The 14,666-nt window shown below is 41.8% G+C and carries 17 protein-coding genes; 16 read left to right on the forward strand and 1 reads right to left on the reverse strand.

All coding sequences use genetic code 11. From position 1 onward, the window contains the following. Positions 1-4: 4 nt before the first annotated feature. The 5 genes from MFF31_RS12135 (at position 5) to map (ending at position 3,494) form a co-directional block, all read left to right on the forward strand. Positions 5-433, forward strand: coding sequence for a PaaI family thioesterase (locus tag MFF31_RS12135; RefSeq protein ID WP_238188232.1), 429 nt, complete (start codon positions 5-7; stop codon positions 431-433). A 163-nt stretch (positions 434-596) separates the two neighbouring features. Beyond that, a complete protein-coding gene (locus MFF31_RS12140; protein ID WP_238188233.1) occupies positions 597-815 on the forward strand; it encodes a hypothetical protein in 219 nt (72 codons plus the stop codon). Positions 816-995: 180 nt separating this feature from the next. Further along, positions 996-1,184: a hypothetical protein gene (locus MFF31_RS12145; protein WP_238188234.1), complete on the forward strand. Its 189-nt coding sequence runs from the start codon at positions 996-998 to the stop codon at positions 1,182-1,184. Between the two features lie 392 nt (positions 1,185-1,576). Beyond that, positions 1,577-2,620, forward strand: coding sequence for an NAD(P)/FAD-dependent oxidoreductase (locus MFF31_RS12150; RefSeq protein ID WP_238188235.1), 1,044 nt, complete (start codon positions 1,577-1,579; stop codon positions 2,618-2,620). A 121-nt stretch (positions 2,621-2,741) separates the two neighbouring features. Next, positions 2,742-3,494: a type I methionyl aminopeptidase gene (gene map / locus MFF31_RS12155; protein ID WP_238188236.1), complete on the forward strand. Its 753-nt coding sequence runs from the start codon at positions 2,742-2,744 to the stop codon at positions 3,492-3,494. A 53-nt stretch (positions 3,495-3,547) separates the two neighbouring features. Here the strand turns inward: map and MFF31_RS12160 are convergent, their stop codons facing one another. Then, positions 3,548-3,982 carry a hypothetical protein gene (locus MFF31_RS12160; RefSeq protein ID WP_238188237.1) on the reverse strand — a complete coding sequence of 145 codons (435 nt, stop codon included), beginning with the start codon at positions 3,980-3,982 and terminating at the stop codon, positions 3,548-3,550. Positions 3,983-4,255: 273 nt separating this feature from the next. On the opposite strand from MFF31_RS12160, the gene MFF31_RS12165 reads away from it, so the two are divergent. The 11 genes from MFF31_RS12165 (at position 4,256) to MFF31_RS12215 (ending at position 14,648) form a co-directional block, all read left to right on the forward strand. Further along, on the forward strand, positions 4,256-5,119 hold the full coding sequence (locus tag MFF31_RS12165) for an alpha/beta hydrolase family protein (RefSeq protein ID WP_238188238.1): 864 nt from the start codon (positions 4,256-4,258) through the stop codon (positions 5,117-5,119). 49 nt (positions 5,120-5,168) lie between these two features. After that, the gene (locus MFF31_RS12170; protein WP_238188239.1) at positions 5,169-6,782 is read left to right on the forward strand and encodes a helix-turn-helix domain-containing protein; all 1,614 of its coding nucleotides are present in this window, start codon (positions 5,169-5,171) and stop codon (positions 6,780-6,782) included. 93 nt (positions 6,783-6,875) lie between these two features. Further along, complete coding sequence (locus tag MFF31_RS12175) at positions 6,876-7,871, forward strand: ABC transporter substrate-binding protein (RefSeq protein WP_238188240.1); 996 nt, start codon at positions 6,876-6,878, stop codon at positions 7,869-7,871. Further along, positions 7,871-8,974 carry a serine hydrolase domain-containing protein gene (locus tag MFF31_RS12180; RefSeq protein ID WP_238188241.1) on the forward strand — a complete coding sequence of 368 codons (1,104 nt, stop codon included), beginning with the start codon at positions 7,871-7,873 and terminating at the stop codon, positions 8,972-8,974. Before MFF31_RS12175 ends, MFF31_RS12180 begins: the two co-directional genes overlap by 1 nt. A 235-nt stretch (positions 8,975-9,209) precedes the next feature. After that, entirely contained in the window at positions 9,210-9,608 is a 399-nt protein-coding gene (locus MFF31_RS12185; protein WP_238188242.1) for an RrF2 family transcriptional regulator, read from the forward strand. A 55-nt stretch (positions 9,609-9,663) separates the two neighbouring features. Next, the gene (locus MFF31_RS12190) at positions 9,664-10,617 is read left to right on the forward strand and encodes an NAD(P)/FAD-dependent oxidoreductase (RefSeq protein ID WP_248565470.1); all 954 of its coding nucleotides are present in this window, start codon (positions 9,664-9,666) and stop codon (positions 10,615-10,617) included. A 30-nt stretch (positions 10,618-10,647) separates the two neighbouring features. After that, positions 10,648-11,346, forward strand: a complete 699-nt coding sequence (locus tag MFF31_RS12195) for a class I SAM-dependent methyltransferase (protein ID WP_238188244.1) — start codon at positions 10,648-10,650, stop codon at positions 11,344-11,346. Positions 11,347-11,477: 131 nt separating this feature from the next. Next, complete coding sequence (locus tag MFF31_RS12200; protein WP_238188245.1) at positions 11,478-12,317, forward strand: sulfurtransferase; 840 nt, start codon at positions 11,478-11,480, stop codon at positions 12,315-12,317. Between the two features lie 409 nt (positions 12,318-12,726). Beyond that, positions 12,727-12,834: a putative holin-like toxin gene (locus MFF31_RS12205; protein WP_238188246.1), complete on the forward strand. Its 108-nt coding sequence runs from the start codon at positions 12,727-12,729 to the stop codon at positions 12,832-12,834. 385 nt (positions 12,835-13,219) lie between these two features. Continuing rightward, a complete protein-coding gene (locus tag MFF31_RS12210) occupies positions 13,220-14,362 on the forward strand; it encodes a hypothetical protein (RefSeq protein WP_238188247.1) in 1,143 nt (380 codons plus the stop codon). Between the two features lie 4 nt (positions 14,363-14,366). Beyond that, positions 14,367-14,648, forward strand: a complete 282-nt coding sequence (locus MFF31_RS12215; protein ID WP_238188248.1) for a hypothetical protein — start codon at positions 14,367-14,369, stop codon at positions 14,646-14,648. The last annotated feature ends 18 nt before the right edge of the window (positions 14,649-14,666 follow it).

Raw genomic sequence — 14,666 nt, forward strand, 5'->3', positions numbered from 1 at the left:
TGGAATGGATGAGAAGTGGTTCGTACAACATGCCGATAGTGCGGGACAGTTGACTCGTCTAGCGGAACGTGCACAGGAGACATTCTGGGGATTGCTTGGCTGTGAAGTAGTGCAGGCTGACGGGCATAAAGCAACGATTTGCTTAGAAGTAACTAAACAGCATCTTAATCTTCTGGATATCGTCCATGGAGGCGTACTAATGTCACTCATGGATAATGCCATGGGTTTGATCGTTATGCTGGCAGAGAAGGATAGCCAAGCGGTCACGGCGACGATGAATACACACTTTTTGGCCAATTGTAAGGGTGGATTGCTCTTATGTGAATCAGAACTCATGCATCGTACTGGTCGGACGATTACACTGCTAGCACAAGTAAAGGATGAAGGAGGTAAGCTACTCGCTTGGGGTAGCGGCTCATATCGTTTGATATAGCTTTTTAGAACAAATGAAATGGTTTTATTATATTCCATCAGTTGCCAGTAGCAGTTACGTTCGATATAATATTAACTAATATATGGAAATGAAAATTTCGAATATGCATTCAAAGTCGTATGCGTTTTTCCGATATATGGGATAGGTGAAAGGAGGTGAAGGCATGGTTCAGGATTGGGCTACAAGGTTATTATTAGCATTTGGAATTGTTGTGGCCATTATTGGGGTGATCGCATATTTACGATTGTTTCGTAAAGAAAAACCACCAGTGGCGCCCCATTCCCGGACGGATGCCACACCTCCTTTAAAGCATTCGAGCAGTATAAATGCAGAAGATCACAAGGGGGAGCAAGCTCCAGAAGACGAGTCAACAAAAAACTGAGAAATTGTTCACTTTCATAATTGTTGGCAAACTGTTATAATAGTAAGAAAAATGAAAACATTGTGACTCATTGGCTTTGGAGTTGCCTGCACCAAGTGGGTTCATGTGGTGTAAGAGCCGCATACGTTCTCGGGGATTACTGTTTAGGACGACCATCCATTGTATAAGGGAGGGGATTTCATGGCGAAACATAGCCAGAATGAAGTCAAGGAAAGCCTGAAAGAACTAACGAGAATTTTCCAGCCAAAGGACCCACGTAAATTTGTTAAAGAATATATCCGCAAGTACAGAATTACTGGTGGATATGAGGATGAGCTTACTTCACTCGTTGAGGATGAGCTTGGTAGAATGAACTCATCAGTCGGATGACACATAAAGTATAGAGGCTTTATTCCCTGGATGTTAGTGGGGGAGAAAGCCTTATTTGTTTTTTATAAACATATAAATTGTATATTCTATCATCGTTCTATTTTTTTAGCTGTACCTTTAGTCCATTCGTGATGTTGGACGAAGATAAGCAGTGCTCAGGGGGAAAAGGTAGCTATTAACAGAAACTCATAGTGATGTCTGCTCAGTTGTGAGCAGGCCTTTTTTGTTTGAGTGATTCGTGCTCACTAAGGAGTCAATGTCCGTAAAAAAATATCAAAGAATTGAGGACAACTATCATTTAGTGTATAGTAGTATGATAACAATTATCATTATCACAAATATGTGCGTACATATATTTATTTTTAGAAAAAAAAGAATTGAGGAGGAAGATCATGCAAGAGGGAATTGAATTATATGATGTGACTATTATTGGCGGGGGTCCCGCTGGTTTATATACAGCTTTTTATAGTGGAATGCGCGAACTTAAGACAAAGTTAATCGAAGCACAAGATAAATTGGGTGGACGGATGCTGTTATACCCTGAAAAAATAATTTGGGATGTCGGGGGAGTAACACCAATTCGGTGTGAAAAGTTGACAGAACAATTAATTGAGCAGGGCACTACCTTTGATCCTACGATAGTTCTAGGCGAACAAATAACAGGATTAGAAAGGCAGGAAGATGGTACGTTTATACTGACAGCGGCAAGTGGAGCGAAGCATCATACGAGAACGATCATAATGGCTTGTGGTTACGGGATTCGCAAGATGGCGAAGCTTGAGATCGAAGGAGCAGATCGCTACGAAGTAACGAACCTTTATTATACCGTACAAGATCTGGAAAGCTTCCGTGGCAAAAGAGTACTTATATCTGGCGGTGGAGATTCTGCAGTAGATTGGGCTAATGAGCTGGAGCCGATCGCAGCGTCTGTAACGGTTGTTCATAGGCGTGACAGCTTCGGTGGCTTGGAGCGAAATGTAACGAGGATGAAGGAATCGTCAGTTAACGTGCTTACGCCGTATTCGGTTAAGGCATTACATAGCATTAATGGTGAAACAATTTCACAAGTTACAATTCAGCATTTAGAGAATGAAGTGGAAGAAAAGGTGGAAGTGGATGCGATTATCGTTAACCACGGCATGCGAAGTGATTTTGGTCCTATTCGGGAGTGGGGACTAGATCTAGGGGAATGGAAAGCCAATGTAAGCGAAAAGATGGAGACGAACATTCCGGGAATATTTGGCGCGGGTGATTTTATCAATCATGGAAGCAAAGTAGGCTTAATTGCAGGTACGTTCACGGATGGGGTAGTTGCATTGAATAGTGCAAAGCTGTATTTAGAGCCTGATGCAAATCCTGTAGCGTATGTTTCCTCTCACAATGACCGTTTCAAGGAAAAGAATCGCGAGCTTGAAACGGTATTGGCTCAAGACTAAGGGAATTTCAGTACATTTAACAAAATGCCATAATTAATGGTTATGATATCTCCGGTGCAGGAATAAGGTAAATATATACTCTATAATTCTGTTATCCATGACTTTTAAGGAGGTATCAAGCATGGCATTGGAATTAAAGACGAGGGAAAATATTAGAGGTATCCGCAAGGCTGGACGGGTTGTTGCGGCATGTCATAAAGCATTATCGAACAGGCTTGCTCCAGGAGTTACGACGCATGAAATCGACCGATTTGTAGAACGATTTATGCTGGATCGTGGTGCAACGCCTGCACAAAAAGGATATAAAGGTTATCCTTTTGCCACATGTGCATCTGTTAATGATGTTGTTTGTCATGGATTTCCTGATTCGGAGCCGCTGGAGTCTGGCGATATAGTGACGATCGACATGGTAGCAGATATGAACGGATGGAAGGCAGATTCCGCTTGGACATATATTATTGGGAAGTCTACTCCTGCTACAGATAAGCTACTGAGGGTTGCACAGCAGTCGTTAATGGAGGGAATTCGTAAAGCGCTTCCTGGCAACTACATTGGAGATATTGGGTATGCTGTGCAGAGAAGAGCGGAACGTGAAGGTTATAACGTAGTCAGTATGTTCGTTGGTCATGGAATCGGTAGAAATATGCATGAGTATCCTGAGGTGACACATTACGGACCACCCGGTCAAGGAGTTAAGCTGGAGGAAGGTATGGTCATTACGATTGAACCAATTGTAACAACGGGACGATCCGAGGTGTACATAGCTCGGGATGGTTGGACGGCGAGAACGGTGGATGGTTCATGGGCCGCCCAGTTTGAGCATACAGTCGCGATTACGAAGGACGGCCCAATTATTTTGACACGTTGGGAGTAAGGGTTTTAGATTAAGTTTAGTTTCTTAAAAGCAGATAGAAGCGCCTTACTGTCTTAAATTGTTAATTTACTATATTTCGATTGATGATCGATCACAACTTCGAGTAAATCCTTTTTAGGTGATAGCCAGATTGAATACGTCAAACTATAAGAAGAACTATAAGGATCCGAATTGATTGCTCTTAGCTTGTAGTCTGGTTGGCGAGACATCAAAACTTTAGCATCATCCCATGATGATTGATGCAAAATGTTGATAATCTCATTAGCTGCAATGGAATCTTCAACTTTTATTTCTGGTGTGTAAGATATTCCTTCCATTTTGCTGAAATAGAGGATTAGAATACTGCTTAGCTTATCGATTTGGGATTGATCCAGTGCTTGATTCTGCTTTAGCTCCTTTCCTTCGTAAGCGTGATTGTTTGAATTAGAACCAACAACAATAAAGATTAGGGTCATTATGAGTCCTGCATATAGCAAACGTCGGCGCATAGATAATTCTCCTGAGATTAAGTTGTCATGTGGATATTATTAATAGGATATTTATGGTTAAAATGGATTGGTTTCGATATAAGATACGAAATGATTCTTTAAAAGGTTGCTGAGCTGTGAAGGAGTGTTCCTCTAGGGAGAGGGATACTTCCTTTTTTTATATAGGGCAGGTTATTTATTTGCATATCATTTCCATTATAATAAATGTAGAAGTGACGGACGGATATTTCTTGAATAGCTATTATGTTGTAGCAAATGAAGGAGGCAGGGAAATTGAGTATCGAAGAAAATGTTAGGTTGGAGAGATTCGAGATAGAACGAGATAAGGATAGTTGGATTAGAGGAGAAGTCCGAGTTGTTGAGGCTGAATCGGCAGAAGCAAAAAAGCCAGTTTTGTTGCTTTTGCATGGATTTAAAGGGTTTAAGGACTGGGGGTTTTTCCCGTATGCGGCGGAGCAATTCGCGAAGCTTGGATATGCGGTTATTACATTTAACTTCTCCCATAGTGGCGTGAATGAAATCGATTTTGACGAGCTTGATAAGTTCGGGGAAGCGACTCATACGAAAGAACAATTGGATATTCAAGCTGTTGTAGATGCTATTCGGGAAGAGAGTCTTCCCCTTTCTTCCTATATGGATATAGATCGAATGTTCATTGTTGGTCATAGCAGAGGTGGCGGAAATAGCGTTCTTTTTGCTGCTGCATCTTCTAGGGTTAAAGCAGTGGTGGCTTGGAACGGTATTGCGGAATGCAATTTATTCGGGGAAGCATTTCGAGCCCAGGTGCTTAAGGATGGCATTGGCTATGTAGCTAATGCAAGAACGAAGCAGCAGATGCCGATTAAAGCTGTGTTTTTTGAAGACTTGGACAGTCACAAGGAACAATATAATATTGTAGCTCAAGCGGCAGCATCAGCCGTCCCGATGTTGTTTATACAAGGGGACATGGACTCTGAATTTATCCGGTCTGGTTATGATCGATTGCAAGCGGCGGCACCTCATCATCAATTTGTTACTATCGAGGGAGCTGACCATACGTTTGGTGCTCGTCATCCTTTTGCTGGTACAACGAATGAATTGGAGCAGGCGATTACGCTGACGGATCGTTTTCTTAAAGGCTGTATTGTCAGGCGTTGATGGCAGATCACAATGATGCACATGCAAGATGTTATAAGGAGGCTTAAGAATGCAGCAAACTCCCTTGAAGCGCAGGCTGTATGGTCTGCGCAATACAAGGTATGCAACGGGAATGACCTTTCAGTCCACTAGTACACATGAACTGACATGTAGCCATCATCTGCTGTTTCTTATATCGGGAACGGCTTTGTTGAATATAGGTGAAAATCGTCTGGAGATGAGAAGGGACTCTGTATATTATTGTCCTGCCAACACGACGCTGCAAATATTGATTAACGATTCAGAGTCGGTTGTGCTGCAGCTTGAGTTTGATGTGTTGACGGAGCTTGAGAACGGGTCTTTTGAGTTTGTAGATCGTATCGTGGAACTAGCTGAAAAAACGAGGCCTTCGACAATGGATCAGATTCAGCAACTGGCGAAGCGAATTCAGCGGGAATGGAGTAGCCCGATATCGGAGGACAGGCTGCTTGCACAGGCGGCATTATACCAATTGCTTCATCTCGTTTTAACTTCATCGTTAAACACGACTGCGGACTTGCTAGAGCAGCTTGATCGGACTCGGAAATATTTGCATTCACATTATAGAGACAGCGTCACAATAGCGGATTTGGCTGCTCAGATGGATGTTAGCGTTAAATATTATATGGAGTTGTTCCGCCGTCATTATGGGATAAGCGCTAAGCAATATTTGACCGAAATACGAATGGAGTCCGCACGCAGATTGCTCGCTAGGGGCGGTGCTAACTTGTATTCTATCGCAAGAGAGGCGGGATACCGGGATGAATTTTATTTCAGCAGACGCTTCAAGCAGGTTAACGGCGTGTCGCCGACTGTGTTTATGCAAAGAAGAAAGCGCAAAATAGCCGTGCTGGACAGCTCTTTTATCGGGCTGTTGCTGCCGCTAAATTATGTACCGATGGCTGCACCTATACATCCGATATGGCGATCTTATTTGCATCAGGAGATCGGGGATCAAGTGTCAGTGAAACTATCTATCGGTCGATCGGTTGAGGTCATCGACGCCAATATTAAACTATTGTCCCAGCTTAACGAACCGATTGATATGATCTTGTACCCAGATTATTTAAACAACGAGCAAATCAAGCGTCTAAAAGGAATCGGAGCAGAACTGTTTTTGGTGAAATGGAATAGCCAGTCATGGCGGCAGCAGTTTGCTTCGATTGCAGAACGTTTGGATGCTCAAGTGGAAGTGGAGCGCTGGATGACAGGCTATCGATCTCGATTGGAATCGGCAAGTGTGCTGCTTCAGGAACGGATGCAGTCGCGGAAGTTGCTGTTTGTGCTGGTTGAAGGTAACGTCGCTTACCAGTGTTATGACAGAGGAGTGGCCGAGGTTGTATTTGGAGAGCTGGGATTGCAGCCTGCAACACCAATAGATTCCGACAAAAAGATACCGTTAAGCATGGAGCAATTGCTCAACATAGACCCTGATTATCTAATGTTGTTCATATATCAGGATGATGAGACGATGAGCTATTGGAGGGAGCTGCAACAGGACGAGTCCTGGCATGAACTAAAAGCTGTCCGCAGCAGTCGTATCTATTCTCTTGATCCGTTCCCATGGCGGGATTATGCTCCGCTGTCTCTCGATATGATTATAACTGAGCTGTCGGAGCGTCTGTCATCCGACATTTGTCCATAGGAATGACCGCTGTTCGTACATGTACCTTAGACTTTTTTTTATCTATAATTGATAATAATTATCATTTCAGATATAGATGGGGGGGAAATGTATTTGGATAAAGCTTTACGTAGTAGTTTATCTGTTATCTTGCTTACTAGTTTACTGATGGGATGCGGCAGCGGGCCTGCAAACGAGTCGGTCACCTTGAAACAAACGTATACAATTGCCGCAGATAAGGAGCAGAGCAGTGAGGATAATGCTGTGCGTACGATCAACTATCTTGGTCAGAGCTATACGATACCTGCTGAGCCCAAACGAATATTGTTTTTGAGCGCTTTTGAGTTAATGGAAGATGCTGTTCTGATGGGGTATGAGCCTTATGCTGCAAGTGCAATTGGAGATGAAAAAGAGCCGTTCCCTGGTTTCTTTGGAAAGGTGACGTCCAAAACAATTCCTCTGTTGTCGGATAGTGCTGACAGTATGGAGTATGTTCTTGAACTGGCTCCCGATCTGATTCTTAGTACGGATATGGAAACAACGGCAGTACTTGAGAAGCTGAATAAGGTCGCAATAACAATTCCAACCTCGCATCACGGACCAAATTGGGAAAAAAACCTTGAATTATTAGGAGAAATAATCGGTGAGCAACAAAAAGCGAAGCAGTTAATTGCTGCTTACAAAAAGGATAAAATTGAAATTGCCTCCCGCCTTTCACAATTGAGCGATCAGAATGTCGTCTCGATACGGGTACGTGGAAAGGAAATGATGATTTATCCTGAGGATCTATTTTTGAACGATGTGTTGTATGGCGAAATTGGCTTGACAGTTCCGGACATTATTAAGGGAACAAAGCAGCAGACAGTGATTTCACTTGAAGGACTGTACGATGCTGATCCAGATTATATCTTTGTACAATTCGATTTGTATGAGAACAATATGGACGAGCAAGTGCTGAAGGAGCTGACGGATAGTCCGATATGGAAAGGGCTGAAAGCTGCTAGAGAAGGCCGTGTATTTGTTAATGCTGTTGATCCACTTATCATGGGTGGCGGGACTGCTTACGGTAGAATGTCCATTCTTAAGGCTGTAGAGGAGAAGTTAAGCTAATGGAAAATGCTCATTCGATTCGATCTGCGAACATTCAATTGGAACAGCTATTTAAGCATAAGTATGAGCGGGGTATGTTCGATGGAAATGTGCTTGTAGCACACCAAGGAGAAGTCAGTTTCTCCGGTTGTTACGGCTGGGAGAGTTATGAGAAGAAAACGCCTTTAACGTTGAACTCACGCTTTGAACTGGCTTCTGTTACGAAGCCGCTTACAGCTCTGGGAATCAAACTGCTGGTGCAGAGGTCCATGCTTAAGGAAAATGACGCACTGGCAAACTGGCTGCCGGACTTTCCTTATCCCGGAGTAACTGTCCGTCATGCGCTAACACATACTTGCGGGCTACCAAATTATATGGCGGTGATCGAGGATTATTGGGATCATGCACGTATTGCGGCAAATCGAGATGCGCTGCGATTGCTTGCAGAACATAAGCCGCCCCAGTATTTTGCACCGGGAAACAGTTTCAGATATAGCAACACTGCTTATATGTGCCTCGCTTCAGTTATTGAGGAAGTGTCTGGCCTTTCTTACGCGGACTTTATGCGAAAGAATGTATTCGAACCTGCAGGCATGATGGATTCGATGGTTATTAACAGGAGACTGCAACCTGAGCTTACGACAGAGAATTATGCTTTTGGTTATATTCGACTTGCAGACGGTCGTCTCTGTTTGCCCGATGAATTGCCTGAATTGCAGTATGTACGTTATCTAGACGGCATTCAAGGAGACGGCACCGTACATTCTACTGCCGTGGATCTTCTGCGTCTTGATCAAGCTATACGGAGCGGAATCTTTTCGGACTTGCAAGACGGGAAACGGCTAACCAATCGTGATGAGTGGCGAGATTCAGAAGATACAGCTACAGGGAGCCTTTCGGGGCATGTTATCGATGGTTGGTTCGCAGAGCGGCGACCTGTGTATGGGCGAATGTTGGGACATAGCGGAGGCTGGCCCGGTTACGCAACCAGAATGTGCAGCTATGTTGACAGTGGTTATACAATCATATTGTTATGCAATGTAGAACCTCTCGATTACCGCAGCCGCGCCGAACAGCCTGAGGACTGGCAGCTTCAGATTGAGCAACTGCTGATGCAATTGTAAATAGAAGGAGGCGGGCTGTGACAGCACGCCTCCTTATTGTATTTACGTATTATTACGAGGTGATTCGCTCGGCTATATATTTTTTATGGACGTGATACAACATATGTTGCATTACTTATTTGCTTGTTCCCGTACCAACGTCATACTATGATCCTAATTATTTCGCCAAGATCATTTGCTTTTCAGGAGTATTAAAGCTATTATGGATTCATATAGTCCTTAATGGAGGTCCATAATGAAATATTCGCAAGCTACCGACTATGCGCTTCATGCGATGCTTTATCTCGTTTCCTATTCGGCCGATAAGACTGTAGGCGTGCAAGTGTTGGCTGAGAAGTTAGGCGTGTCGCAGACTTATCTGTCTAAGCTAATGACTAAGCTGGTTAAGGCTGGATTGATTCAATCTGCTCCTGGAGCGAACGGTGGATACCGCCTTAGGAAAAAGCAGGAAGAGATCTCTTTTCTAAATGTCATCCACGCTATCGAAGGAACAGCATCGTTGTTCGAGTGTAGTTTTGATCATGGTGAAGATTGTCTGATTCAAAAGGTTGTTCTAGATGCTGAACGCCAAATGGAGCAGCAGTTGGAGAGTAAGAAATTAGTGGAGTTAGTGAAGTTATTTAAGACGGAGTAGGTTCCGTCCTTTTTTACAGCTATATTATAGATAAAGTGAATCCTTTATATCTGTAATGATAAAATTATTTATGAAGGGGAGAATGAGAATGATTCAAGATTGCGTCATTATTGGTGGAGGTCCATCTGGATTAAGTGGGGCGCTTGTGCTAGGTAGGGCAAGAAAAAGTGTAGTTGTTATCGATGAAGGACGTCCACGCAACAGAGTTACTCGCGAGACACATGGTTTCCTTACGAGAGATGGTATCGCTCCAGGTGAGTTTCGGCGTATTGCAAAGGAACAGATTGAAGCTTATCCATCCGTCCAATTTGTATCGGATTCTGTTGTGGAGGTTGCAGGTACAGATGGACAGTTTCAAATAACTACTGCTCAAGGAAATGTCTATTTGAGTAAGAAGGTACTTTTTGCAGTAGGAAAGAGGGATCTTCCGCTTGAAATTAACGGCTTGGCGGATGTATATGGCAAAAGCGCCTTTGTATGTCCTTATTGCGATGGCTGGGAATTGCGAGATCAACCGCTAGTTTTAATCGTCAAAGGGACTAAAGCGCTGCATTTAGCGAAGACGATAACAGGGTGGTCAAAACATTTTACCATTTGTACGGATGGACCTGATGAGATGACGAGTGAAGAGAGAGCTGAACTTCAACAACATAACGTTCCTATATATGATTCGCCGATTCGAACGATTGAATCAACCGATGGCATGGTGCGGCATGTTGAGCTGGAGGATGGCACAATCATTCCATGCACAGGGATTTTCTTCGCACCGAAGCTGGCGGAAGGCTCAGAACTTCCTAGAATAGTAGGATGCGAGATGACGGAAGCTGGAACGGTTGTTGTTGATCAGTTTGGCAAAACGAGTGTTCCGGGAGTTTATTGTGCAGGAGATGCAGCAACGGAAATGTATCAAGCCATTAAAGCTGCTTCTTTAGGCGCTGTGGCAGGTGTAGGCATAAATAGTGAACTGCTGATGGAAGATTGGAATAGAAGCTCCCTCGTAAACAACTAGTATTAATTCATCTAATGGAGGCTGTAAACAATGACTGAAGAACATGCATACAATTCCGAAATGGCGAATGCCTACGATATAAACGCTCGAATTTCACTACCTTCGTACGATGCGATATTTGCGATGGTTCAATCTTATTACCGAATGCAATTGGGTGACAAAGAGGCATCCATTCTAGTAGCTGGCATTGGCTCTGGAGCAGAACTTTCCGCATGGGGACCGTCGAATCCAAAATGGTCGTTCACCGGATTCGACCCTAATGCAGAGATGCTAAAAGTATCGAAACACAAAACGGTTCAGTTAAATTTGGAAGACCGGGTAAAACTTATTGAAGGCACGATCGATGATCTGCCGCTGCAAGACTCAAAGTTCGATGCTGCAAGTTGTATTTTGGTGCTTCATTTCATAAACGATGTAGAAGAGAAGTTGAGACTGCTCAAAACGATCAGAGACAATTTGAAATCGGGTGCTCCATTTGTACTTGTTAGCGCTTATGGAGATCGTGAGGATGCCGAACTTCAAGATAGAATGAACGTTTGGAAAAGCTTCTGGTTAGATAACGGTCGAGATTTTCCCACAGTGGAGGGAATGGTAGTCAAAGCGATTCAGCAGCTTTCTTTCCTCTCTGAAAATCAAATTATACAGCTATTAGCAGACTCCGGCTTTACGAATATTACTCGTTTTTATTCGACTGGAATTATGGCGGGATGGATTTGCCATGCGGGGTGACCCTTTGGGAAGGGGCATTCAATAGACATAAGGGACGAAAGTTTGCATAAATCTTAGTGGTGGTCTTTTGTGATGCGGGAAAGTTCCGTATAATAGGCAGATAACCAGTAAGATAGAAGGTGGAATATAACGTGAATAATATCGTTTCTCTGAAATGGCTATCGGACAATATAGATGAGTCAGATCTCGTAATCGTTGATTGCAGGTTTCTAATGGGTAAGCCGGATGCCGGTCGTGAGCTTTACGAGGCATCGCATATTCCTGGAGCTGTGTACTTAGATTTGGAAAAGGATTTGTCAGCACCTGTCGGCGAGTATGGCGGTCGTCATCCATTGCCGGATATTTTTGACTTAACGGTAGTATTGAGCCGTGCGGGAATTAGCAATGAATCATGCGTCGTTGCTTACGATGATCAAGGTGGCGCTATGGCTTCAAGGTTGTGGTGGCTGCTCAAGTATTTCGGCCATGAGAAAGTATTCGTATTGGATGAAGGATTCACAGCTTGGGTCAATGAGGGCAACCCAGTTTCGGCAGAACAGAAGGAACGTACCCCTGCTACATTTCTAGCAACCGTCGAACATTCGATGTTGGTTGAGATGGATGAAGTAAGTGAACTGCTTGGTGCTGAACATGTGACGTTGATCGATTCACGCGAAGCTCCGCGCTATCGCGGCGAAGTTGAGCCACTCGATCGTGTAGCCGGTCATATTCCCGGTGCGATCAACCGTTTCTGGAAGGACGGCCTAGCGGAGAACGGCGCTTGGAAGGATGCAAGTGTGCAAACAGAGCGCTTCTCTGACTTGAATAAAGAGCATGAGCTAATTGTTTATTGCGGCTCTGGTGTTACGGCAACGCCTAACGTTATCGCCTTGCAAGAAGCAGGCTTTACGAAGGTACGGTTGTATGCGGGAAGCTGGAGTGATTGGATTTCATACTCTGACAACCCCGTTTCAACTGGTGACGGAGAATAGTCGAGTAAGGCATAATGTATGTACATCACGAATACATCGCTATGGTGCTTGTGCTCCATGACGATGTATTTTTTTATGTCTCGAATTCAACAAGGAGTCAACACTGGCTAGTTGAAAATATTTTCATCAATTATCCGAACTGAGTGTTTGCTCGTATGCTTCCGATACATCTTGGATTGTCGATGTCAGGCAATAAATAAAGCTGATACTCTCTGCACTCATTAATTATCTTCAAATTGAGTCAACGCGTAAAAAACCTCGAAGATTAATCAACAGCAAATCAACAAGTTAAAAAGAAGAGCATAACAAAATTCCCTCGCTCTTCTTACAAATTAAGCTATAATTAGAGAAGCATGTAGAACGGTTTGCAAGGACGGTCGGCTACCTTTCTCGGAAGGGAGGGATGCCCATGGAAGTTAAAGACGCTTTGACGTTGATTATCGGCTTTGGTGCACAATCTGTGGCGTTGCTGAAGCTGGTAGTCGCCATCGTCGCAGCGATTAACCAAAAGAAATAGACCACCCCCTGCAAGGTAACGGTCTATTTCTGACTGTTTTACCGAGGTAGACCGCTTTTGAAACGGTTTACTGTGCTGCCCGGAGTCGTGTTGGCGCACGGTTCCTCCATTATAACTTTGCCGATTTATACATGTAATAGAAGAATCTAAGCGATGTTAATTAAATCAATGATTGTCAAACGAATGTTAATGTGTGGAAGATTAGTCGCGCTAAACTGAATCTAATGTAAAGGAGGTGTCTTGTATGCAAAATAAAACAAGATTAATAGATCTAGGTATAGTCCAATCGATACATTTATGATAAAAAAATTAATGCACTATGATATTAATCGATGTTAAATATTTTTATATACCTATCAAAAAGAAAGTTTAACGGAGTGAATAAATGAAAAATCAATCTTTTCTTTTTGAAAAAAATGGTAAGTCCTCAACTAAGAGAATTAAGCTAGATCTTATTAATAAAATTATAGAGTATAGATTTGAAAAATCAGAATTTGATGAAAGTGTGATAAAAGATATTATTCGATTTGTTAATGCCGTAGAAGAAAGATATCCAACATTTAAAATACCTATATATTTTAACTTGGGAAATATAGAGATAAGAGATAAGTTAACTTATATACTATTTGAATGTATTTGTAATTATATAATTGAATACAGGAAAAGAAATGTTTATGTTACATTTAATGTAAATAATATAATACATACAGAAGGGATTAAATCATCTCCATTGCTATTATTAGGTAAAAAACAGAAAGGTAGTTTGAAAAAATTTATACACAAGCATAAGAGAGAAATATATAATAATCACTATAGAAGAATATTAACAGTTAATGAAAACAACGATCCTTTATTTTTATCTAAAATAATGTCTGAGGTAGACTCATTTCTAAAGAAGTTTTCTGTTAGTAAACAGTATAGAGGAAATATAGCTGAGGTAATAATAGAATTAGCTGGTAATGTTCTAGAGCATGCTTTAACTGATTGTCTCATTGATGTAGATATTTCTGATGGATATGAAAAAAATGATGAAGAAGGTAGTTTCTACGGTGTAAATATTACCATAGTAAACTTTTCTGAAAATTTGCTTGGACATTCGATAATGCAGAAATTAAAACAAAGAGAGTTATTGAACGAGCGGCATAAAAAATTATTAGAAGCATATAGTGTACACAAATTAAAATTTAACGAAGACTACTTGGAAGAAGATTTTTTTAATATAGCGTCATTTCAACATAAAATCTCGGGGCGGTTAAGTAACGAGCATACGGGTGGAACCGGCTTAACGAAATTAATAAGCAATCTTGAAGATTATTCTGATGCATATCTTTGTTATGTAATAACTGGTAACAGAATGATTCTTTTTGAAAGTGACTACTTATCATATAATGAAGAAAAGTGGATTGGATTCAATGAAGTAAATGATTTCTTAACTAGTATTCCTGAAAAAGGAGTTACAGGGAAAAGTACAATAAACATACCAGGGACTGCTTACAATTTTAATTTTATTATGAAAAAAGAGGAGTGATAACATGAATAATGTTGTATTAGAATTTGATAAAATGATAACAAAGCTTGCAGGAAACCCGTTGGGAAAGCAAGTGTTTAAAGTTCAAGTAAAAGATAAAATCATCTATGGAGGTGATATTTTTATTACAATTCCTGACAGGATTGATACAATTGCATCATCTTTTATTCAAGGCTTTTTTGAGGACTTTGTTAAAAATATTGGCATACAAGGTATTGAAGATAAAGTGACAATAATTTCATCTATCCCCGACTTGAAGAAAATAATAATACAGAATTTACTCTAAATATTGTGGGAGGTATGC

The organism is Paenibacillus sp. L3-i20 (assembly GCF_022180385.2).
Lineage (GTDB): Bacteria > Bacillota > Bacilli > Paenibacillales > Paenibacillaceae > Pristimantibacillus.